The organism is Roseimaritima multifibrata, assembly GCF_007741495.1.
Taxonomy (GTDB): Bacteria; Planctomycetota; Planctomycetia; order Pirellulales; family Pirellulaceae; genus Roseimaritima; species Roseimaritima multifibrata.
Genome location: NZ_CP036262.1, coordinates 6,278,462 through 6,303,449, shown reverse-complemented (window position 1 = coordinate 6,303,449; position 24,988 = coordinate 6,278,462). Strand labels below are relative to the sequence as shown.

The 24,988-nt window shown below is 53.2% G+C and carries 20 protein-coding genes; 5 read left to right on the top strand and 15 right to left on the bottom strand.

Annotation, left to right across the window (positions count from 1 at the left end; all coding sequences use genetic code 11):
• Nucleotides 1-25: 25 nt before the first annotated feature.
• The 13 genes from FF011L_RS22860 to FF011L_RS22800 all read right to left on the bottom strand — a co-directional run bounded on the left by FF011L_RS22860 (nt 26) and on the right by FF011L_RS22800 (nt 14,603).
• Nucleotides 26-1,003 (bottom strand): sulfotransferase family protein, encoded by a 978-nt coding sequence (locus tag FF011L_RS22860; protein WP_145354276.1) that lies wholly within the window; start codon nt 1,001-1,003, stop codon nt 26-28.
• A gap of 21 nt (nt 1,004-1,024) precedes the next feature.
• Nucleotides 1,025-1,924 carry a sulfotransferase domain-containing protein gene (locus tag FF011L_RS22855; RefSeq protein WP_145354275.1) on the bottom strand — a complete coding sequence of 300 codons (900 nt, stop codon included), beginning with the start codon at nt 1,922-1,924 and terminating at the stop codon, nt 1,025-1,027.
• A 28-nt stretch (nt 1,925-1,952) separates the two neighbouring features.
• Nucleotides 1,953-3,002: a glycosyltransferase family 2 protein gene (locus FF011L_RS22850; RefSeq protein WP_145354274.1), complete on the bottom strand. Its 1,050-nt coding sequence runs from the start codon at nt 3,000-3,002 to the stop codon at nt 1,953-1,955.
• Nucleotides 3,003-3,061: 59 nt separating this feature from the next.
• Complete coding sequence (locus FF011L_RS22845) at nt 3,062-4,396, bottom strand: polysaccharide pyruvyl transferase family protein (protein ID WP_145354273.1); 1,335 nt, start codon at nt 4,394-4,396, stop codon at nt 3,062-3,064.
• A 116-nt stretch (nt 4,397-4,512) separates the two neighbouring features.
• Nucleotides 4,513-5,847 (bottom strand): hypothetical protein, encoded by a 1,335-nt coding sequence (locus FF011L_RS22840; RefSeq protein ID WP_145354272.1) that lies wholly within the window; start codon nt 5,845-5,847, stop codon nt 4,513-4,515.
• Nucleotides 5,848-5,928: 81 nt separating this feature from the next.
• Nucleotides 5,929-6,690: a sulfotransferase family protein gene (locus FF011L_RS22835; protein ID WP_145354271.1), complete on the bottom strand. Its 762-nt coding sequence runs from the start codon at nt 6,688-6,690 to the stop codon at nt 5,929-5,931.
• Nucleotides 6,683-7,576 (bottom strand): sulfotransferase domain-containing protein, encoded by an 894-nt coding sequence (locus FF011L_RS22830; RefSeq protein ID WP_246109945.1) that lies wholly within the window; start codon nt 7,574-7,576, stop codon nt 6,683-6,685. The genes FF011L_RS22835 and FF011L_RS22830 overlap by 8 nt, the downstream gene beginning before the upstream one ends.
• 87 nt (nt 7,577-7,663) lie before the next feature.
• The gene (locus FF011L_RS22825; protein ID WP_261342577.1) at nt 7,664-9,082 is read right to left on the bottom strand and encodes an oligosaccharide flippase family protein; all 1,419 of its coding nucleotides are present in this window, start codon (nt 9,080-9,082) and stop codon (nt 7,664-7,666) included.
• Between the two features lie 91 nt (nt 9,083-9,173).
• Nucleotides 9,174-9,977, bottom strand: coding sequence for a 2OG-Fe(II) oxygenase (locus FF011L_RS22820; protein WP_218932823.1), 804 nt, complete (start codon nt 9,975-9,977; stop codon nt 9,174-9,176).
• A 680-nt stretch (nt 9,978-10,657) separates the two neighbouring features.
• On the bottom strand, nt 10,658-11,470 hold the full coding sequence (locus FF011L_RS22815; protein WP_246109580.1) for a WecB/TagA/CpsF family glycosyltransferase: 813 nt from the start codon (nt 11,468-11,470) through the stop codon (nt 10,658-10,660).
• A gap of 161 nt (nt 11,471-11,631) precedes the next feature.
• Nucleotides 11,632-12,246 (bottom strand): transcription termination/antitermination NusG family protein, encoded by a 615-nt coding sequence (locus tag FF011L_RS22810; protein ID WP_218932822.1) that lies wholly within the window; start codon nt 12,244-12,246, stop codon nt 11,632-11,634.
• A gap of 773 nt (nt 12,247-13,019) precedes the next feature.
• Nucleotides 13,020-13,484, bottom strand: a complete 465-nt coding sequence (locus FF011L_RS22805; RefSeq protein ID WP_145354266.1) for a hypothetical protein — start codon at nt 13,482-13,484, stop codon at nt 13,020-13,022.
• Between the two features lie 72 nt (nt 13,485-13,556).
• On the bottom strand, nt 13,557-14,603 hold the full coding sequence (locus tag FF011L_RS22800) for a polysaccharide biosynthesis/export family protein (protein WP_145354265.1): 1,047 nt from the start codon (nt 14,601-14,603) through the stop codon (nt 13,557-13,559).
• 720 nt (nt 14,604-15,323) lie between these two features.
• Here FF011L_RS22800 and FF011L_RS22795 point away from each other — a divergent pair.
• The 4 genes from FF011L_RS22795 (at nt 15,324) to FF011L_RS22785 (ending at nt 20,423) form a co-directional block, all read left to right on the top strand.
• Nucleotides 15,324-15,737, top strand: a complete 414-nt coding sequence (locus tag FF011L_RS22795) for a hypothetical protein (RefSeq protein ID WP_145354264.1) — start codon at nt 15,324-15,326, stop codon at nt 15,735-15,737.
• A 2,126-nt stretch (nt 15,738-17,863) separates the two neighbouring features.
• Complete coding sequence (locus tag FF011L_RS26935) at nt 17,864-18,148, top strand: transposase (protein ID WP_246109524.1); 285 nt, start codon at nt 17,864-17,866, stop codon at nt 18,146-18,148.
• 5 nt (nt 18,149-18,153) lie between these two features.
• Nucleotides 18,154-19,011 (top strand): IS3 family transposase, encoded by an 858-nt coding sequence (locus tag FF011L_RS22790; protein WP_246109931.1) that lies wholly within the window; start codon nt 18,154-18,156, stop codon nt 19,009-19,011.
• Nucleotides 19,012-20,195: 1,184 nt separating this feature from the next.
• A complete protein-coding gene (locus tag FF011L_RS22785; protein ID WP_145354263.1) occupies nt 20,196-20,423 on the top strand; it encodes a hypothetical protein in 228 nt (75 codons plus the stop codon).
• Between the two features lie 37 nt (nt 20,424-20,460).
• Here FF011L_RS22785 and FF011L_RS22780 read toward each other — a convergent pair whose 3' ends face one another.
• Together FF011L_RS22780 and FF011L_RS22775 are read right to left on the bottom strand one after the other, a co-directional pair.
• Nucleotides 20,461-21,777: an amidohydrolase family protein gene (locus FF011L_RS22780; RefSeq protein WP_218932821.1), complete on the bottom strand. Its 1,317-nt coding sequence runs from the start codon at nt 21,775-21,777 to the stop codon at nt 20,461-20,463.
• 318 nt (nt 21,778-22,095) lie between these two features.
• The gene (locus tag FF011L_RS22775) at nt 22,096-22,572 is read right to left on the bottom strand and encodes a LabA-like NYN domain-containing protein (protein ID WP_145354261.1); all 477 of its coding nucleotides are present in this window, start codon (nt 22,570-22,572) and stop codon (nt 22,096-22,098) included.
• 799 nt (nt 22,573-23,371) lie between these two features.
• Here FF011L_RS22775 and FF011L_RS22770 point away from each other — a divergent pair.
• On the top strand, nt 23,372-24,958 hold the full coding sequence (locus tag FF011L_RS22770) for a DUF1254 domain-containing protein (protein WP_246109579.1): 1,587 nt from the start codon (nt 23,372-23,374) through the stop codon (nt 24,956-24,958).
• The last annotated feature ends 30 nt before the right edge of the window (nt 24,959-24,988 follow it).

Below are 24,988 nucleotides of genomic sequence, written 5' to 3'. Positions count from 1 at the left end.
GGATTTAAAGTTCGGGTGACGTATGTTATCTCATCGCAGCGTTGTCCAGGTCATCAATCCTAATGCGGGTCATCTGTCGTATCGAATGAATTCGTAGTTTACGGGCAAGCAGATCCGCAGCGTAAAGGCCAATTCCATAGCGTCGAATACGAAATCGCAACCGCCATTGCCAGTCGGTCGCAGCGTACATGCAGCGTCGCCATGCCCCTACGGACAGGGCATCTTCGCCGCTGGGTTCATAAGACCTTTGGATCAACGCATCGCCGGCAGCTGCCTCACTTTGGCGAATCTCTACTGATCTCGCCTTTGATTTCCACTGGTGCGCCAATCGCGAATCGGGTTTTCCATAGCTGCTGTTCGTCGGGTAGTCGAGCATTCGTGGGCTATACTCGACCCCTGCCCAGTGACAGATTTTTGCCAGGTGTGCCTTTGGGGCTTCTAGCAAATCTTCATAGCGAACATCGATAACGTCATGATCCGGAATGTGTTTTCGAAGCAGGTCCCAATGTCTTTCCGTTTCTAACCACATTTTAGTCGCAGTAAAGCTGGTGCCCGCCCAGCCCATTGCGACGATCGATCTAGCAACGTCCCGCGGATCGCGGACAAGGTGAATGTACCTAGCATCCTCGAACAAGTAAGGAATGCGGTCTAAGTATTTATGAATCGTTGCCCCGACAAATCGCTTGTTTTGCTTCTTTTGCAGGAGAAACGAATTTATTAAATCTTTGTAAGATAGGTTCTTATCGATATCGTAATTGCAAAGCTGAAAAATTCGATTTGAATTAAGATGGTCGCGATAAAGGTCGAGCGGCGGAAAGATTCCGTCGGGGCTAATTCGTTCTACCGCAAACTCGAATTCGAAATGAAACGCGATCTCCGGGTGACTATCCAGCATCAGCCGGAGCAACGTTGTGCCCGATCTGACGCAGCCTACTAAAATAATCGGACGCTCAATCCGCGACGATTCGGCAATAAAGGCAAGTGGTTGTTCCGTTTCTGACATTGGTCTCAATTCGATCACGTTTTAGGTTGAAAATATTTGCGAGAGCGACTCAGCATCGAATCCAGGGTCTTTGAGAAGGTAGCGAACACATGGCCATCCCCGAATCTCTTCGCCAGCTATATCGAGTAATTGCTGGAGATCTGGGCCAAGTATCGCCATACATCGTTCTATATCGTTCGGAGTAATAGCGAATTCAACGCGGTGTACAGGAGCCAGTGACTTAAGCGTGCTCTTAAGGCCCTGCGGAATTGCTCTTCGGGCATAGCCTGCTATGTCGCGTGAAAAAACTCGTTCAATCCAAAGAGATTTTGCCAACTGCTCGTGAGAGTTTTTCTGGTTGATTTTTTGCAGCTTGGCCTCGTTAAGGTCAATGTCCAGGTAGGCCCCAAGGCCAGCTAATACGCTTGATATATCTGTCTGGATTTTGTCAGTTGTGATTAAAAACATTGCGTCAGGTCCGAAGATGTTTTCATACTCCATGATCTGCCGAGCATAACAGCTCGCTTGTAGCAGAATTGGGTCCTCGTCGAGCGCTTTGGAAAACGGTAAAGTTGGCATATAGGCACCACAGAGCTTAGAATGTCTGAAATTGCTTATGATTCTTGATATAGGATCGCGGAGCGAATAGATGATTTTGGGATTTCCTAAATCGTTCGCTATTCGAGAAGCGGTTGGCCCCAAGGCAGGCATCTTCGAATAACCCGTCGATGCTTCGCCGATGTACTTTACCTGGATGGGAGCGTCGTCAAACAGCATCTTGTACTTATTGAACGCAGAATTCTGGCCGTACTCCTTGCTGGTGAAGTAGTGGGGCTCCTTTTCGCTTGGAAACCAAATCTCCTCATGTGTTTCAAGAAGCTGATACAACGAGGTTGTTGCGGCCTTCATCGCCCCAATGATTAGGAGGTTGGGAAGAGGCATCGCTTTTCCTTTCTGTTGTTTCGCCGGATTACCATTTGGTTATGCGCCATTTCCGAAAGAGAGGCTGCATCCGGTGTGTAATGACGGACCGAATCACCATCTTTGGACCTTTCGGTTTCCTAAGCAAGGCCCAGGAACGTAGGTGGCTGATGGTAAGGCTGGTAACCCAAGAAATGTCAACAAGCAGTGAGTAGATGTGGCCGTAGTTTTTCGTAAAATATCGCTGCCTTGAGTCGAACCAATATTTAGGAAGTCGCCTTTCGTCACGATTTTGGGAGGTCACTCCGGAGGAACTTCCAACAAGATGGATGACTCGGCTTTTCGGCTGGTAGACGCTTTGGAAGCCTGCCCTGGCCGCGGTGAGGCATAGATCGGTTTCTTCGTAATATAGGAAATATCCTTCGTCGAACTGCCCGATTTTTTCAAATACGTCGCGTCGAACTAGCATGCTCGCGCCTGCAACCCAGTCTGTCTCGAATGCGGTGTTACATATTTCGGGAGCAACCTGCCAGTGTTTTAATAGCCGACTGAAAAATGCAAGAGCCGCTCCTCGCTCGAATTCGCTTAGTATCCCTGGAAACCGAAATGCGGACCGCTGCGGATCACCATTCCGATGCTCGAGTCGACTTCCGACGATCCCGATTTTATCCGAATCTCCCATTGCCTCAATTAGCGCCCGTAGCGCCCCGGTGTGAACGACAGTATCTGGGTTAAGTAGCCAGAGTGCGTCTATGGTGGGGTCAATCTCTAGCAGTTTCTTGATTGCAATATTATTGGATGCAGCAAACCCAACATTTTCTTTGAGAGCGATGAGGGTAACTGGCTGATCGTGTGCGAGTTTTTTCGTTTCCTCGTACAGTTGTTCCGCCGAACCATCATTTGAATCGCTATCCACGACCACAATGTTTAAGCGGGGAGCTTCGTTTTCAACTTGGAAGAGTGAGTTTATCGCGTCAATGCATAGCGGAGCGGTGCGGTAGTTCACGATCGAAACACCGACGGATCGGATTTTCTCAGGAACTTGTTTTTTAAAATCAACTTTGGGTGGTAAATAAACACCGGTGAAATCGGTACTCATGCCTACTTCGCTTCATTACGATGGTATCTAACATTGAAAAGATTTGAACGAGACAGACTTTAGTTTGATTGGTCATGCAACAACGCGTGAAGATCCTGAGTGAAGAAATGATTAGCTCTCGCCGTCGCGTCGGGAATCGCCGAATTGAAGGTTTCTTTAATGGAAGCCTGAGAATGGAATAGATGTTGAATTTTCAAAAAAACAGCTTGCTGCTCAGCTTCACGGAGGTCGACAACCGTGTCGGAAATGCCAATGAGACTCAGTAGGCCCTTCGCCTTTTTGCTATATGCCAAGGTAACGGTCGGGATCCGCTGCGAGATGGCTGCAACGCAGGCATGCATTCTTGCACCGATAAAAAAATCACTATGCCCGATAAGAAATTTCGTTTCCGGTGCATTGTATCCATGGCCAATGCACGTCAAACGGTCGCCATACTTTGGGCCAAGTGTGTCCATTAGGGTGGCACACGCGACGCTGTCGTTGACCTCGCCTGTTGTTCCGGCTGCCTGCAGCGCTCCAGGGTCAGGTTCTTCGGAGAGCACGTGTGGAAACAGTACTACTCGATGGTCAAAAGATTCGATGATCCATTGAATCAGGTCACTCATCAATTTTTTGTAATCAAGCGATATCCCGAAATTTCGCGTAGAAAAAAACAGCATTCCCGATATATTGATTCCGACAATTTTTCGAGCAGTGCTGATCGCGGGTTCCCGATTCGGGGGGACGTGCCTCGGGCGCAATAGCAATGCCATGTCTGGACGGATCGAAGCTTTGTCGGCGACTTCGTCACCAAACGTTCGTCGGAGCTCCGTTTGGCCTTCCGCTTCCCGTGTGACGATTAGCGACGCTCCCAGAAGTACGTTCTTGGCTCGCTCGATACAGTCGTTGTCGTTGAAGGGGCCGTAGGTCTGAGGCGCGAGCACCAAGGGAATCCCTAGTGTTAGAACAAGTTCCTTGAGTTTCATCTGTGTGTCAAAAATCCGAGTCCCATAGATGTCTGAAAACGAATCGCCCGCTGAAATGTCAATAACGGCGTGGCTCTCTCTCAAGTCGCAGATCGCTCTGTTAAGCCTAGTTAGTTGACCCCCAATCGGGTTGGGTAGCTTGTTGCTGGCCCGCGATAACCACTTGTAGTTAAGAATGCTTCGGCGATCCCAGACCGGACCGTTGGAGTGTAGTCTGAGTAACTCCACGTGGGATGTGTTTTCTTGATCTCCTGGGGTTTGGTCGTGAAGCATCGACCAATCGTGCAGTAAAATACGACAGCCGGGAAACGCGCCTTCAATGCCCTGGATAGCTGCCAGTCCAAGTGCACTAACACCTAGGTTCGATGTATGTTGGCTCCCGCCAAGCAATGCGATAGTTTTACGATTGGCTGCGATTTGAGACTTCAAGTTGGTTCTCTTAGGATTGATGAAAGCTCACTAGTGAAACGTCAAGGACGCACTCCCTGGCCGGAGATATGCTGTGATCGCGGAATCGCGTTGAATTGCCACGCACTTACAATCAGTCATTTACTCGCTGCGAACAACTCGATTTTTGGTCGTTGAGCGATGCCAATTAGCATGCCAGAAATAAGTGGGAATACCGGGTTGTAAAGCCCGTTAAGTAGGTTGTCAATCATCGCGAGTGAGAGGATTAACATGAATGAGGAGAGAGGAATAAGCTCTGGCTCTCGGAGCCGTCTCCCAAGTGCGCCAAAGCAAATCGCAATGGTTGGCCAGAGGTGCAGGGACGTAAACGCCGCAAGTCCGATCAGTCCACGTTGACCGAAAACGATAGTCCAAAAGCCATCGACCCCACGAGTCATTTCTTTGCCTGTGTCAGCACTGACGGGCCAACTCCTTTTCCAGCCTCCCCACCCAAATAAGGGTCTTTGTAGGGCCTTTTTCCCAAATAAATCCTCTTGAATCAGTCGAGCTTCAAGAGACTGGGCGCGATCGTCGTTGGTCATCGCAGCTGCTAATGTGATTATTCCTTCGCGGGGAACGGTGCCTGATAGTCGGGCACTAATGTAGATAGGAGGGACCATGGCCAAGGCGATAAAGAAAAAACGCAAACCGGTCCATCGTACCAGCAGGAGAACTAGCATGCCCCCAATCAATAGCAGTGACGCACCCGTTGCTTTGCATGCGATAGTCGCGAGAAAAAGGTAGCTAACAATTAACCAATGGGGACGCCACGATCTTTTTTCACCTGCAGGGAGGTTAGCCATGTCCGCCGCCAATATCGTGCTCGCCATCATCCACATTCCGACCATCAAGCCGTTAGCCATAAATACAGTTGGCCGATACCCCTCATATCGGATGTTGCGGACGAAGTCGTTGACATGAAACCCGTACACCCAGTTGTTTAGCTGCGGGCTTAATCGCACCTCAAGCAGGCAAAAAAAACTGTATATGACTCCACTGATGATGATCGTTTGGCTGAGGAATCGTATCTCTAATTGGTTTTGGAAAAAAATTTTTCCAGCAAAGTAGGGGAGACCCCAAACAATCAATTCCCTGATTGATGAAGAAATTCCGTCGTATATCCCAAGTCCGTTTAGCGATGACGTGACGATAGGAGATAGGGTCCAAAGTATTATTGGGGCATCGTAAACGCTTAGTCGAATGCGGGAAATATGCCCAGGAGCCTTTATGATTACGCCTATCGCGATGGCAAAAGCAGAGGCTGTCGTTTTCGAGTAGTCTGGAAGTCCCGGTAATGGATAGCCCCAAACTGGCAATAGTAACCAACCGGCAACCATCGAAACGGCAGTTGCTTGGTGTGGGCGAAGAATTGCGAAGAGCATTGCCGTTATTGGTACCCAGCCAATCAGCGCAACTGGTATCAGTTGTTGCATTGGGTGTCCGTCAAGCGTGGTCGAGTTATCGGTATGGACATGGTAGGTAATTCAGGCTTTGCAATTCAATGAGCTATTTATCTAGGATCGCCACATCGTCAGATCGCGATTTAAGAAAGATTCCAGGTCTTGCAGGGTTGGCTCAAAGCGGCGATTTAGCTGCAACCGGAGTTCAGTCGATGGCATGCGACCCGTCCGATGGTGGCCATTTCCGCTGTCCAGGAGGTCGGAAGCAGCGTTTGCGTGAACGGTTTTCCCTTTGACAAGGTTGCGTTCCTCAAGTCCAATGAACCGTTGGATTTCCGAGCAGCACGACTGTGGATCGCGGACTAAGTCGTCGAACAGTAGTGGCAATAGTTGCGCACGATCGAAAAACTCCAAGATCCGCCGAATTTGGGTCATGTACTCGCTGGGTTGCGCAAAGCCTTCGTCGTCGGGCGGGCGATCACCTAGCGGCCAACTTGTGCCATTTACCATGCGGTAGTGAGACCACGCTCGGTCAACCGGGTTTCGCATGATGTAGATGAGTCGTGCTCGTGGCAAGTGGCGCTTTATTCGAGGGAGTGCTTCGCTATATCTTGGCCAAACAGTATAGCTGGGGGTAATCTCGCCACAGAGTTGACTCGCTCTCGCCGTCGCAAATTGATCGCAGTACCAACCGATTCCCTTCTCGTACACTGAGTCTTTGCTGAAGAAAAACAGTTCCTTGCGATCGGGAAGGAAAACCCGTGAGTCTCGGCGCAGGTAATCAAATAAAGTTGTTGTGCCTGCCTTCGCGGCCCCGACAACGATAAAGTCAGGTTTCCTGCCTCTTCGGAAAAGGTTAAATAGAGAGCTACGCATGTGTAGTCGCCTTCCAGTCGGTAAGGTCCCAGCCAAGTATTTGCTCGAGGCGATCGATGCTCGGCCTGAAAAGTGACTGCAATTCAGTCTTCAGTGAGTTGTCGTAAGGGTCTAATTGTTTAAAGTGACCGGCTGCCAGTCGTTTTCCGATGCATGACGTCACTACCTTTTGGTAGATTTCCGCTCGAAGCTCGTTTGGCATTAAGGAAAGCGAGCGACCAACAAGGGGAACGTTCTTCACTGTTTTAAGTATTTTCATAACTTGCCTGTTCGCCTGGTAGTCGGTCCGGTTGTTTTTAAGGCGATGCGACGTGGATGTGAGAATGGGTAGTTCTAAGAATTCAAAACACCTTCTAATCGTTTCGTTCGGGGCATCGACCATTTCTTGAAAACGAAGTACAAGTAACTGGTTCCTCGGAAAGTGGCGCCAGACGTTCTCGATTTGATCGGCAAAGTTGCATGAATGTAATGCCTCCGGCAATTCATTCATGAACTCTCGAATGGGCATTCTGTTCCCATCTCGCATTCTGTGGAGATAAAAGGAGTAAAGTGCCTCCGATGGATTTCGCACTATGTAGATTAATTTGGCGTCGGGACGATAGTCGTGAATCCGACTTATGGACTTGGCATAAGTTGGGTATCGCGTGTACTGAGTTGAGCCCTCGCCCAAAATTTTGGTGTCCGGGGTTGGTGTGAAGCGGCTGTGGTACCAGTCGAATCCTTTGCAGAAGCAGTCTTCCCTCGCAAAAAAAGATAATTCCTTTGGGATGGAGAAACAGACGTTAGGATGCTGTGCAAGGCTGCCGCAGAGTGATGTAGTTCCGCACTTTGCGGCGCCTAGTACAAAGAACGTGCGGGGGCATGGGTGAGGCAGGCCAGTGGTCAATTGATCAGTTTTCAAAGTTAGTTTCCGAGCTTTTGGAGGACGATCGTTCGGGCGGTCCTTTGTCGAGTGAGAAGCGTATTCGGCGTATCAGTTGTTACCTAAGAGCGGTGCTTCTCGGAGGCCCAGGATTGTACTTAGGTCGCGACTGAAGTTCCTAAAGTCTGAGTTGATTTTACCTAGGATGAGAAAGAGCACGGCGAGTGTCATGACCGACACGGGAATCGAATATGCGTCAAGCTGGATGCCGGAAAAGAACGGAATCCAGCTGATCGCAATGGTTGTTGCAAATATTCCTATCAACTTCAATGATGGTTTTGCTGTGGCAAGCGATTTCGAATCCATCCGACAGACTCCGAGTAAATAGGCTGCTAGCTCACCGATCAAGCTTCCGAGTGCTATCCACACGATTCCCCAGTCGGCGACCACCACCACTATTGCAAGAATGAGTTCTGTGCTACGCACCATGTTGCATATTAACTGATGTTTTGTGTCTCCGACAGCGAGAGTTGCAATCGATTGTGATGCACGCATTAGGCGGATTGCGAGCATTGGTGCGAGCACCATCAATAAAGTCCCCCCCGACGCATATTTTGGTCCGTAAAGGGCAGCGATAAGCCAAGGACCGCAGATTGTCAAAGAAACGGCAAAGCAAATCGCGATTACGGCGGTGCCTTTTTCGGATAGTCGGTAGATGCGGTGGTACTGCTTTGGGTCGTCTTGTGCTCGGGAAAGCTTCGGAAGGACCAGTTGGCCGTGAACGCTTGCTAGCATCATGATTGGTGACATGGCGAGCAGCAGAGCGACGGAGTAAACTCCCAGTGACTCCATCCCATAGTGTACTCCGATCACGAATCGGTCCCCCTGTAGTACGCCGAACAGGAGGATCCCGTTTAGGAGTAGTGGCCAACCAAATTTGCAAAATACCGAAAAGTAATCGCGGTGCCACCTAATTCTGTAGGGGCGCTCGCTGACGACATGAGACATTGCAACGCGAATCAACTCATGTAGCAGCGATAGCACGAGCAAGGCAGAGTAGTCTTTTCTCCAGATGCAAATGGGGTATACCAAGATTGTAAGCACGAAAGCTGGGATTAGGTCGACAGAGACTTGTCGCCCAAACCGCATTTTCCTTTGAAAGCGATAGCAGTCTGAGTGGAAAAGGCCGTTAAGCAATGGTAGTAGAGAGAGAGAGCGAAAAGCCCAGGTCGCTTCAGGTAATCCAAATATGCGGGCGAAGATAGGGGCGAGTAGAAAGGTGCCGGCCGCAAGGATCACGCCGCGGTAGGCGGACACTGCGTGAGTCATTTCCTGCCATTCCGGAGAGTCGCCGCGTTGATTTTGAACGATTTGGCGGGACTGCCCTAGGTTGGACGTCATCTCCATGAATGCAGTCAGCATGGCGAAGGTTGCCCCAATCCCAAAGTCCTCAGGCAAGAGAATTCTGGCTGCAATCAGGTTTCGGCCAAAGCGGAGTGCCGCGATCATTCCTTTGGACAGGGCCAGCATGCTGGCGCCATGTCTAACATTCCCGTCTTTTGTACTGTTCATTTGCTTCCGTAGTAGTTGCAGTCAGACAGTTGGGCTCGCAGGTGTGATCTTAGGCGTGTCGGAACAATCGCGAAGTTAGCCGGCCAAGTTTTCGCTTCATTTTTTCTAGCGGCATTAGGAGCTTGCTCTTTACCTGTTCGTTGGGTCTTGCCCGGAATATGGTTGAGTGCGGTACGCCAGTCCATTCCGGGGGGGGCTCCTTCGTGTAGTAGTATGCCGCGTACGAGTTTCGGGTTGCATCAGGTGGGCAGTCAACTCGCGTCACGCCGTGAAAACTAATGTCATTCGTGGCAAAGACGACACAGCGGTTTAGTATTGGAGAGAATGAACGGATGCAGTTTTTAACTTCTTTGTCCCATAGTTCGACATTGCCACCCCAGGGCTCCTGCCAGTCACGGTTGAAGTAAATCAGGATGTTAAGGCGGCGGTGAAGTTTGAGCTGCTGATGGAAATTGAAGTCGACGTGAACGTCCAGGTGTCCCCTGGGGCCGGTTTGGTGGATCCCTCCACCGAGTAGCCCTGGGTCCGCCAGTAAATTTTCGATTCCCATTATTTCTTCAAGATGGCAGAGCCATTCACTCGATGCTAAGATTTCATTCAGGCGTTTTAGGGGGGCTGGAAAAAAATTTGTATTAGTTACTTGGGTCTTCCCTCGCTCATTGACTGCTTTGAAGCTTTTCCCTCGCTTTGCGATCTCATCGGCACGCGGGAAAGAATTTTCAATTTCATTTGCAAATTCTTCAACAAGGAAATTGTCAATCATGAAATGTGGAAAGGGTTGAGCAGATTTAGCCTGCGTAGCAAGTTTCTGTAAATCAATTTCGGAAATGTATTCACCAAAAAAATTTGACATGTCCAATGTGCTCCTTATTTTCTTAGCTGGGTGCTGAAAGTCACGCTGGGAGATTCGTGCATCGAGTTTCTTCAGGGCTGGGGGTGGTCTCGCCTGAGGGCGTGCCTTGGGGGAACTCGTGCTGTGCATTTGTTATTGTCTGGAGCCGCATGTGTCTGGAATCTGCTTGTGACAGAAATGCTCCGAATTTTTCACTTGACTGTATACGGTCAGGTTGTCAGGCGCTGGTCGTTGAGACATGCCGTCCGAGTGCGCAAGGCAACTGGCTACAATGAAGTCTTCTCTACATAAACTTAATCATTAAATCGTAGATTCTTGTAGCGTTACCGTGATTTGCCGGAGTAACAGCATTTGTTCGGTAAAGCTGTACGCTGATCTCGGTCCGTGTGATGGGCGCGGTAGTGCCAAAGGCCTTGTGTGGGAGTTGGGCTAGGAGCATGCACCTTTGTTTCTTTCGGTCACTGATTGCTTTCGGTCGCCGTTTGAAGGGGGGGCTAGGCACGTTTTCCTGTTCTGTGACTTCACATTCGTTGATGCTAATCGTTTTCTTCTCAGTCGATCGCAGGCTGTCTGCTGCCTTCGCCGCGCTGCGGTAGTTTGTAGACGCAATTTGTAGTTTGGTCATTGGCAAGCCCCGGGGCGGCGGGAGGCTGTTTTCGCCATAGCTTTACTCTTTTTGCTCATGCGTCATGCCAGCCTTGTCGGATGCAGATCCAGGGGAAGTAGATCGCGTCGAGAGCGTAGCGTTTGGCTAGTCGTCTGGGGTTGGTGGCCAGGCGATGCAGCCATTCCATTTTTATGGCTTGGGTCCACTTAGGAGCTCGGGTTTGTTCGCCGGCTAGGAAATCGATGGTGCCGCCTACGGCTAGCGCAACTGGGGTTCGCAGTCGTTCGCGGTGATTGAGGATCCACGATTCTTGCTTGGGGAACCCCAGGCCTACGACCAGGATGTCGGGCTCGGCTTGGTTGATCTGGCTGCATAATTCTTGATTGAAAACGGGATCGTTCTCGAAGCCCAGTGGTGGGCTGCTGCTGCCGATCACTTCCGCCACCGGCCAACGGTTTGCGATCGCTTGGGCCGCTCGCTGTGGGACTCCCGGTTTGCCACCCAGTAAAAACAGCTTGACTGGCCGGTTGTCTGATTGAGATTTTTCGCAGATGGCGGGGAGTAAGTCCGAGCCGGCGACGCGTTCGGGTAGCGGTTTGCCATAAAGTCGCGACATGGAGACCAACGGCCAACCGTCGGCGAGTGTCATGCTGGCTTGGCGGTAAAGCGGGATGAGCTCTTTTTGCCGGTAGAGCTGTACGATGTGGTCCACGTTGGGGGTGACAACAAAACGGCATGTCGGTTGCCCCTCGCTGATCCAGTCTCCGATCCGCTGAACGGCTTGGCTCATCGTTACCGCGTCAATGTCGATCGACCATAAACGATGACGCAGCGTTGCCGAATCGGATTCAGACGAACAGGACGGCGATTTCGTTTCTGCGGTCAAGGGTTTGGTGTGCGAGATGGGAAAGGAGGCGAGGTGTTGTGGTGGTACGCGAGGTTAATCGTTGCGCGGGGCCGGACGGCTTGCGCCGTTCCGCTAGGAGGGGCGGTGGCTTTGGGCTGGTGCTGTTTGCGGGCGATATTTTTGCGGAGCGAAAGGCGACATTAAAGCGATTCTTTTTCGGGGAATTCGCCTAGCGGGGTTAGGAGAGCTCCGCCCAGGTTTAGGGCCATGGCGGATTGGAGGACGTTGACTTGGATGATCAGTTGGCCCTGTTGGGATTTGCGATCGATGCAACCTCGAAGACCTTTGTAGGGGCCGCTTTTGACCTCGGCGTAGTAGCCGTGTTTGAGGTACGGATAGGGGTCGAAGTCCGCTCCCCGTCCGATCGCTTCTCGTAGACAAACCAGTTCGGCGTGAAGCCCCAGTTGGTCCTCTACCTTCAGGGTGCTGGCGATCCGTCGCGTCCGGTCGGCCGCAAATGTGTCGTCTCGACTGCCTTGCAGAAAAAGATACCCGGGGAACAACGGAGCATCGATCTTCGCCTTGCGTTTTCCCCATTGCCGTTCCGTGCTGACCAGAGGCAGGAAATGGGTCAGGCCAAGGGATTTAAGGGCCGTGGCTACCGCTTTTTCCTGTCGGCTGCGCGTTCGGATTACCCACCACTCGAGATCGGCTTCGGGATTGGGGGGGGGCCAGTCGTGATTCCCCGTCGCCACGACAGGGGTAAAGCCGTCGGCGGTGGGGTCGAAGGGCGTGTTGTCTGTTTGGCTGATCAAGTGGTCTGCTCCTCTAAGTTCGATTTTGCTGGCCCCCAAGCACAAACGATCCCTGCTGCACCAATGTCTAAACCACTATTAAGTCTGAAATGTTCGCTTGAACGTCACCTGCCTAGGTAGACTCCGTCCATGTCAACAGCGAGTTGCGCTGCGATTTTATTTAAAAGTCAGATCCGTCCGTCGGTCCGAAATGCCCCCCGGCGGTGGACTGGAGTCTACTCACCTACATATCGGTTGACAAGCAATTAATAAAATGACACTTCCAAGTTGCCCGAGAGGGGGGATTGGACGCCCTTCAAGGCATTGCGGTGCCATGTTCCCGTCCTTAGTTTTTAAGCGAAAAGTGGGGGAATCGGTCACTAAGGGGACTGGGATGAGAGGCACGCCTAAGGTTTGGGCAATGGTTTGGGAGGGGGCGGTTGCGTGGAGTGGTGCGGCAGTCACGTAGGTGCGCTCGCCAGAGCGTGGGCAGACCGACAATAGGTCACCCGTAGATTTCACGTTCTGAGCGAAGGGCGACAGTCCCTAAATCGGCAAGCCGCTTACGCAGTGTGTTGGGGCTTGCTGATTGCAATACCGCCGCCCGTTTAGAAATGATCGCTCATTTACGTCTTGTCTCCATGCTAGGTCATTGGATGGATTGGAGACGGACGTTCGGGACGATCGAATCGCGAGGTGAACCGACGCTTTCGCACATGCGACCGTTTTGCCGGCCGTTTCTGTCACGATGCGGTGAGACGCGGTCCGTTTGGCTTTCCGCTTGTGGCGGGTGGTTATCGGTCTAATAGATAACTGACGGGACGCACGATTCCTTCGGCCAACATGGCGGCTCCATCATTTATTCGTGGTAGCGTCCGTAGGCTTCGCGGTTCGCCGTCTGGAATGGGTTCCGGTTGTGGAAGCACTTCCACGACTGGGGGCAACCTTGATGGGCTTGGGTAATCTTCGCTTTGCATGTGAAATTCACAGCAAGGGGAGACGCGTTCGTCTAAGACTCGCCAACTGGGGCGAACGTACCCGTAGTTCCCCGAATCGACGTGCTTTGGTGGTACACATTGATCCAGCGGAAAGGGATCCTCCACGGCCAGCGTACTGCATTGGTCTCCGATTCCACATCGCGCCGGACGCTTTAGGGAGCAGTTGCAGCCGGCGATCCCAACGGTGATCAGTGCCAAGCAGCTTGTGATGATTCGGCAAGCGAGGCGAGCGTGTTTCGGTGGCGTGATTGGATTACGCATGGCGTCCGTTCCGTATTTGGTCATTAACCCATGTTTAACTTGGGCGGTGTAATTGTCTTCGGGAAGGCGGTGTTAAAAGCCTGAATTTCCGCCGTTGGTACCGCTTTGTTCAAAGTAAACCAATCGTTGTGCGGCTTGCGTCACTAGCAAGACCACCCCTGCCATCCGTTCGATGGGTGCCACCTGTTTGGCGAAGTGGTTGTCAAAGGCGACAAGTTTGTCTTCGGCGACGAATACTCGGTCGCCCGGCATGATCTGGTAGTTCGTCCTTGTGTCGCCTCGCATCGAGACGGCTTGCCAGTCGACCGGAAGAACCTGTTCGCCTCCGTCCATATTTCTTCCGGGGCGGGCGACCCACATTTGTTTCGAAGAGACCGCACTTAAGCCCTCGACGTTACTGATCGCATCTAGCACCGTTTCGTTCCCCGTGAAGGGAATTCGGGTTACTTGATCGCCAAGCCCGCCACCCTCGGAGATGACGTAATAAAATTTACTGTTGAACCCGAAGATATCGACCGCGATTTGCGGTTTGTCGAGGTAGGTGGAGAGGTGAGCTTCAATGGCTTGTTTTGATTCCGGGATGGACATGCCAGCGACGCGAACTTGGCCGTAGACTCCAAGGTTGACCTTTCCATCGGGGCTTACGATGTGTTCGCCAGCGATTTGTTGGAGCAGGGCGATTTGCACGAGGTCGACCCCAACGAGTGGTTCCGAGTACGTTTCGTTGACCAGGCGTTTGATTTCAGTTCGCAGTTGGCCAATCGTCTTTCCCGACGCTTTCACCGAACCGAATTCGGGGCCCAGTGGGAGTTCGCCTGCAGGGTCGATCGACGCCGATGCGTTGAAGAGCGGTTCGCCGTTGCTTTTGTTGATTTGGACGGAGATCGAATCAAGCGGCTGGAGGGCGTATGGCTGCTTCGGCAGGACCCGCAACGCATCGATCGTCAGGATGTCCGGAGGTTCAATCACGTATTCCGGAATGGTCGCTTTACAGAGTTCTTTGGGAACGTCGGCCGGCTGAACGATGACAGGAGTATTTTTGTGCTGGTGCAACGTCTGGCATCCTAGGGATCCCAGAATCATCGTCAGGAGCAAATAGTGCTGGAGGTGCCGGATCATCACGATTTTCCTGTCGTAAGCTTAAAGTTTCTGGGCCCGACTGCGTCGATGGGAGCGTTCGTGGATAACCGTGCAAGCGGGGCTGGCACGGCGGAGTCGGAGGGGGTCTGCAAGGTTGGCCACTTGTCAAATTGCAAGACGCTCGGTCGGCCCACGAAACAGCAAGGCCCTAATAACCCCAACCATCGACAATCGAGTGCTGACCGCTTCAAACCAATTCAGAAAGAGGCGGGGATTTAAGACGATTACGCCGTGGTGACCAGTCTGGGTGGGGGGATTTTAAGATTCGAATGGCTGTTTGCAGCGAGCGTTTTGGTTGGTGAGGTGGGGGATAACCCAATGCCATCTGTGGCGGTTTTCCTGGTGGGGCGGGGCAAGCCGATCGGCAAGTTCATTGTGTTTTCAGTGCGCTTGCCGGGCGACTTCGCCGTTCCGCTAAGAAAGGAAGTAGATCGCGTTGAGGGATAGTATCCAGTTCTTACTATGCTTGCTGGAAACGCCCATACGCTGGTTGGCAGACCGCGGTTAACGCGTTTGCGTTTTGCGTTATCGCTAAACGCGTCGCACGGCAGTTCGATTCGGAAAATTTTACCTAAGTCGTAAAAACTGAACCTGTTTCGGCCGAATGGCAAGCAAACCTCAAGTTCCGCATGGTAAATGGCCGATTGTGTTACGATAAACAGAAGCGAATTCATCCCCGGCAATTCAAGGAACCTTACAATGTGGCTCGTGATTCAGTCGGCGGTTGGCTCGTTGTCGAAACTGCGTAGGCATACGGCAATCTTTGCGTTCGCTGCATTGACGGTGGCGATGGCAACGACGGCGGAGGCTCAGCAGCGATCAAGACAGCGGAGTTATGAGCCGGCAACTCCGACCATGTCGCCATATATTGGTCTGCTGCAGTCGAATTCGGGTCCGATTCCGAATTACTTTTCTTTGGTGCGTCCCCGGGTGGATCAGCAACAGTTTAATTCTCAGGTGCGAGCTACCGAGCGAATCCGTTCGCTGCAGATCCAGCAACTGTCGCGTGGTGCTGCCAGAAATGAAGAGGCCCTCGAGACGGGGAATCAAGCCGGCTTCATGCAGTTCCTGCATTATTATCCGGCCCCAAGATCCGTAGGCCGCGGTCGCTGATATCGACGCTGTCCTTCCGTGGTTTCAGGCATCGCTAGGCCTCCAGGTCGGTGGAGTAGCACGTAGTAGAGTCTCTCCGAGACTCGTGCTTGCTGGGGTCTCCGCCTCGGAGAGGCGGAGCTACGGGGGTGAGCGATGCGAGATCGCTGCCCAGGCACGTAGTAGAGTCTCTCCGAGACTCGTGCTTGTTGGGGTCTCCGCCTCGGAGAGGCGGAGCTACGAGGGTGAGCCGATGTGAAATCGCTGCACAGGCACGTAGTAGAGTCTCTCCGAGACTCGTGGTTGCTGGGGTCTCCGCCTCGGAGAGGCGGAGCTACGAGAGTGAGCCGATGCGAGATGGCTGCGCTGGCACGTAGTAGAGTCTCTCCGAGACTCGTGCTTGTTGGGGTCTCCGCCTCGGAGAGGCGGAGCTACGAGGGTGAGCGATGCGAGATCGCTGCCCAGGCACGTAGTAGAGTCTCTCCGAGACTCGTGCTTGCTGGGGTCTCCGCCTCGGAGAGGCGGAGCTACGAGGGTGAGCCGATGCGAGATCGCTGCCCAGGCACGTAGTAGAGTCTCTCCGAGACTCGTGCATGCTGGGGTCTCCGCCTCGGAGAGGCGTGAAAAGAATAAGTGAAGAAAGTCTGGCTCCCCTCGCCCTCAAAACAAGCTCGCCTAAAACAGGTTTGATACCGGATCATCGGTTCGCCAGCTAATGCAATTAAGTACGATTCAAAGGCTTGTTTTGGGGGAGAGGGGCTGGGGGAGGGGGGCCGACAGCGTTGGGCAAGGCGTGGCATAACCGCTTGAAATCCGAAGTGTTCACCGCGTCTTGGCTGCAAAATCGCCGCCTGGAAATCTCCCCCTCTCCCCCAGCCCCTCTCCCCCAAGCAAGCTCCACTAAATCAAGCAAAGAGGCAGAGATCACGCTATGAACTAGCAGAGATTTCTTCCGCACCAAAGAGCTCGCTTAGGGGCGAGGGGAGCCAGACTTTCTTCATTTATATATCGCACGTCCGGAGAGGCGGAGCTACGGGGGTGAGCCGATGCGAAATGGCTGCCCTGGCCCGTAGTAGAGTCTCTCCGAGACTCGTGCTTGCTGGGGTCTCCGCCTCGGAGAGGCGTGAAAAGAATAAGTGAAGAAAGTCTGGTTCCCCTCGCCCTCAAAACAAGCTCGCCTAAAACAGGTTTGATACCGGATCATCGGTTCGCCAGCTAATGCAATTAAGTACGATTCAAAGGCTTGTTTTGGGGGAGAGGGGCTGGGGGAGAGGGGCCGACAGCGTTGGGCAAGGCGTGGCATAACCGCTTGAAATTCGAGGCGTTCACCGCGTTTTGGCTGCAAAATCGCCGCCTGGAAATCTCCCCCTCTCCCCCAGCCCCTCTCCCCCAAGCGAGCTCCACTAAATCAAGCAAAGAGGCAGCGATCACGCTATGAACTAGCAGAGATTTCTTCCGCACCAAAGAGCTCGCTTAGGGGCGAGGGGAGCCAGACTTTCTTCATTTATATATCGCACGTCCGGAGAGGCGGAGCTACGGGGGTGAGCCGGCGCGAGATCGCTGCCCTGGCCCGTAGTAGAGTCTCTCCGAGACTCGTGCATGCTGAGGTCTCCGCCTCGGAGAGGCGTGAAAAGAATAAGTGAAGAAAGTCTGGCTCCCCTCGCCCTCAAAACAAGCTCGCCTAAAACAGGTTTGATACCGGATCATCGGTTCGCCAGCTAATGCAATTAAGTACGATTCAAAGGCTTGTTTTTGGGGAGAGGGGCTGGGGGAGAGGGGCCGACAGCGTTGGGCAAGGCGTGGCATAACCGCTTGAAATCCGAGGTGTTCACCGCGTCTTGGCTGCAAAATCGCCGCCTGGAAATCTCCCCCTCTCCCCCAGCCCCTCTCCCCCAAGCGAGCTCCACTAAATCAAGCAAAGAGGCAGAGATCACGCTATGAACTAGCAGAGATTTCTTCCGCACCAAAGAGCTCGCTTAGGGGCGAGGGGAGCCAGACTTTCTTCATTTATATATCGCACGTCTCGGAGAGGCGGAGCTACGAGGGTGAGCCGATGCGAGATCGCTTGAGGTGGTGCCGGTTTTGGGGGCCACCAGGAAGCTAAAAATTTGGTATGACTATCAACCACAAGCTCCTGGGGATCATGGATGGCCAAGAAAGCAAAAACGCGACGGGTTTACGATGAAGACTTTAAGCGAGAGGCAGTTCAAATGCTCCTCGATGGGCACTCCGCAAAGTCGGTGGCAGAACGTCTGGGCATTACCTGCCCAACCATCGTCCGTCGGTGGAAACAGCAGCAGTTGACAGCCGCAGGCCCGGTGGCCGACGCGATGGATGATCGGGTCAAAGAGCTGGAGAATCAGTTGCGTCGCGTCGAGCGGGAGCGCGACGTCTTAAAAAAAGCGTTAATCATTTTCGGCCGCAACGAGTAGCCGAAATCTATCCCGCTGCCGCGTCGATTGTCCAGCTGCAGATAGCATCCGAGCGAGAGGTCTGTGATTTCCTATCGCTCAATCGGTCTTCCTTTCAAGCCTGGCAGCGTTCCGGAGGCTCGGAGCGCGATGAGTCTGATGCCGCGTTACTGCCGATCGTCACTGCGGTCTTCCGAAAGCATAAACGCCGCTATGGCAGCCGTCGAATCGTTGAGGAACTGAAGACAATGGACATTCATTGCGGCCGTCGCAGAGTGTCAAAACTCATGGAAGATGCAGGACTTCGCGCGATTCAGCCGAAATCGTTTAAGCCGCGAACCACCGAAAGTCGACATCGGCTTGGGTACAGTCCTAACCTTTTGCTGGATCTGCTAGAACCGACCACCTTTGGTCAACTTTGGGTAGGCGACATTACGTACATTCCCGTCGATGGTATTGGTTTTGGATATCTTGCCACGCTGATGGATCGCTATTCACGCCGGATTGTTGGATGGGATTTCCGCGATGACATGACTGAACAACTCGCTGTGACAGCTCTTCAGCGATCGATTCGAGCTGTGCAGCCTTCGGCAGGATTGATTCACCACACTGACCGTGGTGGCCAATATGCAGGAAAGCGGTATCGTGGAATTCTCTCTCGTGCATCAATGCGACAGAGCATGAGTCGTGCGGGCGACTGCTACGACAATGCATTTATGGAATCATGCTTCGGAACTCTCAAGACTGAAATGGGTATGGCCGAATACCTGAGTATGGCGATCGCAAAACGCGAGTTGACTGAGTACATCCAGTACTACAACACCGATCGCCGACATTCATCTCTCGGCTACCTCACGCCGACACAGTACGAAGCCGCCGCATGAGCGGCGCAAGCTTCCCGGTGGCCCCCAAAACCGGCACCACCTCAGCTGCCCTGGCCCGTAGTAGAGTCTCTCCGAGACTCGTGCTTGCTGGGGTCTCCGCCTCGGAGAGGCGTGAAAAGAATAAGTGAAGAAAGTCTGGCTCCCCTCGCCCTCAAAACAAGCTCGCCTAAAACAGGTTTGATACCGGATCATCGGTTCGCCAGCTAATGCAATTAAGTACGATTCAAAGGCTTGTTTTTGGGGAGAGGGGCTGGGGGAGAGGGGCCGACAGCGTTGGGCAAGGCGTGGCATAACCGCTTGGAATCCGAGGCGTTAACCGCGTCTTCGTTGCAAAATCGCCGCCTGGAAATCTCCCCCTCTCCCCCAGCCCCTCTCCCCCAAGCGAGCTCCACTAAATCAAACAAAGAGGCAGAGATCACGCTATGAACTAGCAGAGATTTCTTCCGCACCAAAGAGCTCGCTTAGGGGCGAGGGGAGCCAGACTTTCTTCATTTATATATCGCACGTCCGGAGGGGCGGAGCTACGAGGGTGAGCCGATGCGAAATGGCTGCGCTTGCACGTAGTAGAGTCTCTCCGAGACTCGTGCTTGTTGAGGTCTCCGCCTCGGAGAGGCGGAGCTACGAGGGTGAGCCGATGTGAGATGGCTGCGCTGGCACGTAGTAGAGTCTCTCCGAGACTCGTGCTTGTTACGGTCTCCGCCTCGGAGAGGCGTGAAAAGAATAAGTGAAGAAAGTCTGGCTCCCCTCGCCCTCAAAACAAGCTCGCCTAAAACAGGTTTGATACCGGATCATCGGTTCGCCAGCTAATGCAATTAAGTACGATTCAAAGGCTTGCTTTGGGGGAGAGGGGCTGGGGGAGAGGGGCCGACAGCGTTGGGCAAGGCGTGGCATAACCGCTTGAAATCCGAGGTGTTCACCGCGTCTTGGCTGCAAAATCGCCGCCTGGAAATCTCCCCCTCTCCCCCAGCCCCTCTCCCCCAAGCGAGCTCCACTAAATCAAGCAAAGAGGCAGAGATCACGCTATGAACTAGCAGAGATTTCTTCCGCACCAAAGAGCTCGCTTAAGGGCGAGGGGAGCCAGACTTTCTTCATTTATATATCGCACGCCTCGGAGAGGCGGAGCTACGAGGGTGAGCCGATGTGACATCGCTGCCCTGGCCCGTAGTAGAGTCTCTCCGAGACTCGTGCTTGCTGAGGTCTCCGCCTCGGAGAGGCGGAGCTACGAGGAGAGGCGGAGCTACGAGGAGAGGCGGAGCTACGAGGAGAGGCGGCGCTACGAGGAGAGGCGGCGCTACGAGGAGAGGCGGCGCTACGAGATTAGGCGGCGCTACGAGGAGAGGCGGCGCTACGAGATTAGGCGGCGCTACCAGATTAGGCGGCGCTACTACGTTTGGGGGCGATGCGTGTGCTGAGTCGATGAACGTCTTCGTTTGCTGAGATTGGGGTTTGTTATTTTTGCGGGTCGATCCAATTGCCGCCTAGCATTACTTGCGTGACATTATCTAGGTCGCTAATTGTTTTGTCGGGGGAACCGTCTATCACGATGAGGTCTGCAAGTTTGCCGGGTTCGATTGTGCCTAAGCGATCTTGCGCACCGAAGAACTGACTGTTTGTTTTGGTTGCGGCTGTGATGACTTCCTGTGGTGTCATGCCTGCTTCGACCAAAAGCTCTACTTCTCGTAGATAGGCTTTGCCTTTGTCGGCAAACGGCGCGTAGGTGTGTGAACCAACGACTATCTTCGCTCCTTGTTGATGGCAAAGCTGGACGAAGCGAAACATGTTCGCGTAGGCAGATATGGTGACGGGGGTGGCCTCCTTCTCTCCGGCGTGCGCTTCGAAGATGGCTAGCGTTGGCGAGATGAAAACACCCCTCTGGACGATCTGGTCCAGTAATGGCTGCAGTCTTGGATTGTTGTCCAGTTCAATATTGCTCCATAGCCGGGGCCGCCACTCGTGACGTGCTTTGGAATCCTTTCCGACGACTTCCTCAAACATCCTCGCCTGCTTTGGATCCGCCAATGTGGTTCCGAATGAGGTGATGTGTTCGATGCCGTCGACTCCGGCCTCGATTGCTGCGTCGGCTCTGATTAATTCCAGGTGTGCGGTGACCGGAACGCCGTGCCGGTCGGCTGCATCGCACGCTGCCGCGATGTGCTCCACTGGCAATCGCATGTAGATCTTGATCGCGGAAGCTCCGCGAGTGACATGAGCGTCGACGGCTTCGGCAGCTTGCCTTGAGGTTTCGATGACAACGGCTTGCTTTGGCCATGCTGGAGGGGCGGCGTCCAGATGACCGCCGGTGAGAAAGATGCGGGGGATCGTTAACTGGTTGCCCTCTAACCAGCGATAAAATTTGAACGGGTGCCCGGGGTCTCGGAACGAGGTGATGCCGTTGTTTAGTTCGTACTCGATCGGACGCTCCGCCGAGTTGCTGGAGTGAAAGTGCGAATCAAACAGGCCGGGTAACAATGACTTCCCGTCTGCGTCAAACGTGACAGCTTCCTTTGGGATGTGAGCCTCCGTTTGTGGCCCCGCAAAGACAATTTTATCGCCTCGTACAATGACGCAGGCGTGCTCGATGGGAGGTCCACCATTGCCGTCGATCAAGCGAGCATTCGTGATTGCGATCAGGCGAGATTCGGGGGCCGTCGCGATTTGGTTGATCTCGCGATGTTCCGCCTGCGAGATGTTGTCGTCGGCAAAGACTGCAAACGTGCACGTTGTCAGTAGTGCCATCACCGCTGCGTATCGTAATATTCGTTCCATCGTCGGTCCTTGTTTGATTTTGCGTCGATCCGCCATCAATCGTTATCGCTGGCGGTGCGGAAATCGTTTGCCCTTGGCATGTCGATTGTAGGATAACTGGGCAACCGGCTTCTGGCTGGATTGACCAACACCGGCAGATATTCAAGGAGGGCAATCTTATAGGGTTGAACGTTGTTTTACAGCGAAACTTATAAGTCAGCAGTGGCGTCCGCCGAGTGGTTGGCTGGATTGTCTCGGGAGAATCCTAGGCAGGATTCCGCGTGGACTGTCTGTCCCCCTTAGCTGCTGCACGCTGGGCGTCGTTAATCGTCGGGTCGATCACGACAGTAATAGCGGCCCTTCGATGGGGAAGTACCGGTTGGCGGCCTGGATCAAGGAGGCGGCAGTGAGCGATTTTTCGCCGTACACTTCGACCATCACGCCGTGGGGATCACGCAGTTTCTTGACGATTAGGTCGAAGTCGCCATCGCCGGACGCGAGTACGGCCACGTCGATTTGGCTTGCCTGTTCCAGCATGTCGATGGTGATGCCAACGTCCCAGTCACCCTTTGCCGATCCATCGGCTCGCTGGATGAAGGGTTTGAGCTTGACGGTGAAGCCGATGGTTTCGAGGATCTGCTGGAATTGAATCTGCTTCGGATCCTTGCGATCGATTGCGTACGCATAGGCGCACACGACCTCTCGGCCGGCGGTCACTTGGTCCCAGAACACGCGGTAATTGAAGTGACATCCGCGGCTCTGTTTGACCGTGTAGTAGACGTTCTGCACGTCCACAAAAATCGCGACTCGATCCATGGGTAACCCTTTCGATGCGGTTCGCCCCTGATGAGTGGCGTTCAGCGTCTTGCACAAGTGATTCGTGTTAGCGGTGTTGGTTGGAATTTGCCCGTCAGCTTAGGAGCAATGCCATCTGCGGGCGTTTTTCCTGGCGCCGTTCCGCTAAGGAAGTAGATGGCATTGAGCTTACGCTTCTGGGTAGGGATCGACCAGGACGTGGGGATGCAACGAATTGCTCCAGGTTTCAGAGGGAGGTGCGTTTTTTAGTTGCGCTGTTTTATAAATTGAGTATGCGATGCGTCGCTTGCTGTGCGATATCGCACGGGGGGCAAATGGTTGCAGGTGGTCCTGCACCGCGGAATGCAAATCGATACGGAATTGAACCGGCCAACTGGACTGTCTGGCACAATTGCTTCAATCTGATTAATGCAATGAACGGGGAAAGGCATTGCGTAAATCCGACAGGTCCAGAAATTAAAGATCCATCACTGGCCACTACGCGGTCCTGCGAAAAACAGCATAACTGTCGTTAGCGTACCCGCCCCGAACATAACGGACACTGGAAACCCTTTCGGTTCTTGAAGCAACGAAGTCGCGGACTAAAGGCAGCTAGGGGGGGCGCTTTTTGAAGGATCACAACGCTTCGAGAAATGTGGTTTGTGTTAAGAAAACAATCGTGTTTTTAGGCTTTGCTTTCCGCTGCAGAAATTACCGCTCGCTATAATAAATGCTATTACTTTACCAAGCTGGTCAATGCAATCAGCGGTCAACGAATGTAAATGCCACGATTTGTAGCGAAACCTCAGGCCGTCGTCTCATGAAAAAAAACACAACAAAATACGCATCCAAAAAATGGCTCCGGACATGGGGTGTTCTCAGCGCGATGGTCCTGGCTGGCAGCGGTTCAGCGTTCGCCCAAGTCACTAAAGAGACTTTGGAATCGATCGCCATCCCTGACAAAGTCCAGACAGCGATCGGAAATCTAGAGTTCTTCGACGGCGTGCCGAACGACGCCACGATCGACACACTGTATGACAATCTGGACCGGATGCGGGCTGTCGAGGTTTATCTAAATAATCAGGGTGCCGCATCGCTTAATGCCATGCGTAAGGGCAATGCGGGCATTGGTGCGAACGCGTCCAACAAGGTCACGATCACCGAGCAACTTTTGAAACCTGAATCGCTCTACCTGACTGGCAACACCTCGACCCTATATGCCCTCACGTACCTCGATCTGAAATCGGACGGACCGCTGGTTGTCGAGCTCCCGCCTGGCATGCTGGGTTTTCTGGATGACGCATGGTTTCGCTTTGTCGATAACTTGGGCGTGATCGGCCCGGACAAAGGGAAGGGGGGCAAATATCTGCTGCTCCCGCCGGACTACAGTGGCCCCGAACCGGACGGTTATTTCATCGTCAAACTTCCCACTTACAACAACTTGATGTTTCTGCGTGGATCGATCGCACACGGTCTGGCACCGGCCGTAGAGAATATCAAATCGAAGCTGCGGATCTATCCGCTCGCGAAGGCTGGTAACCCTCCTGCGACCGAGTTCATTAACTTTTCCGGCACTAGCTATAGCACCATCGTCACCCGTGACTTCAGCTTCTTTGAAGATCTTAATACGTTGGTCCAGGTTGAACCTATTGATGCCATCGGCCCTGAACTGCGCGGTCAACTGGCGGCCATCGGAATCGTCAAGGGGAAACCCTTCCAGCCCGACGCCCGTATGAAAAAGTTGCTAAACGAAGCGGCGACCATTGGAAACGCTACCGCCCGCGCCATTACCTATCAGCCACGCATCGACGGCGTCTTCATCTACCCCGACACCAACAGCGCTTGGACGACGGCCTACGCCAACAAGAACACCTCTTTCGAATCCGAAGGGATGATGGGGCTGGATGCGCGACCGTTGTTCTACTTCAATGCGACCGGCGTCACTCCTGCGATGGCGACCAGCCATGCCGGGGCCGGATCCGATTATGCCCTGGCATATCTGGATGCGGACAAGAAAGCCTTCGACGGATCAAAAACTTATACGCTTCACCTGCCGCCCAATGTGCCCGTCAATAACTTTTGGGCGGTCACGATTTATGACACGCAAACGCGTTCTCTGCTGCAAACCAGTCAGACTTTTCCGACCGTCGGTAGCCAGAGTGAAGGCTTCCAGAAAAATGAGGACGGTTCCTACGATGTCTACTTCGGGCCGAGAGCTCCGGAGGGCAAAGAAAGCAATTGGCTGGAAACTGTCCCCGGCAAAAGCTGGTTCACGATCCTGCGGATGTACGGGCCGCTGGAACCATGGATCGAGAAAACCTGGCGTCCTGGTGAGATCGAACCGATGGCCAAGCCGATTGGCGAAGGTGGTCTGATCGAAGAAATTGAAAAGGAAATCGAGAAGTAAAGGAACATAAATGCTGCTCTCCGTGGGCCC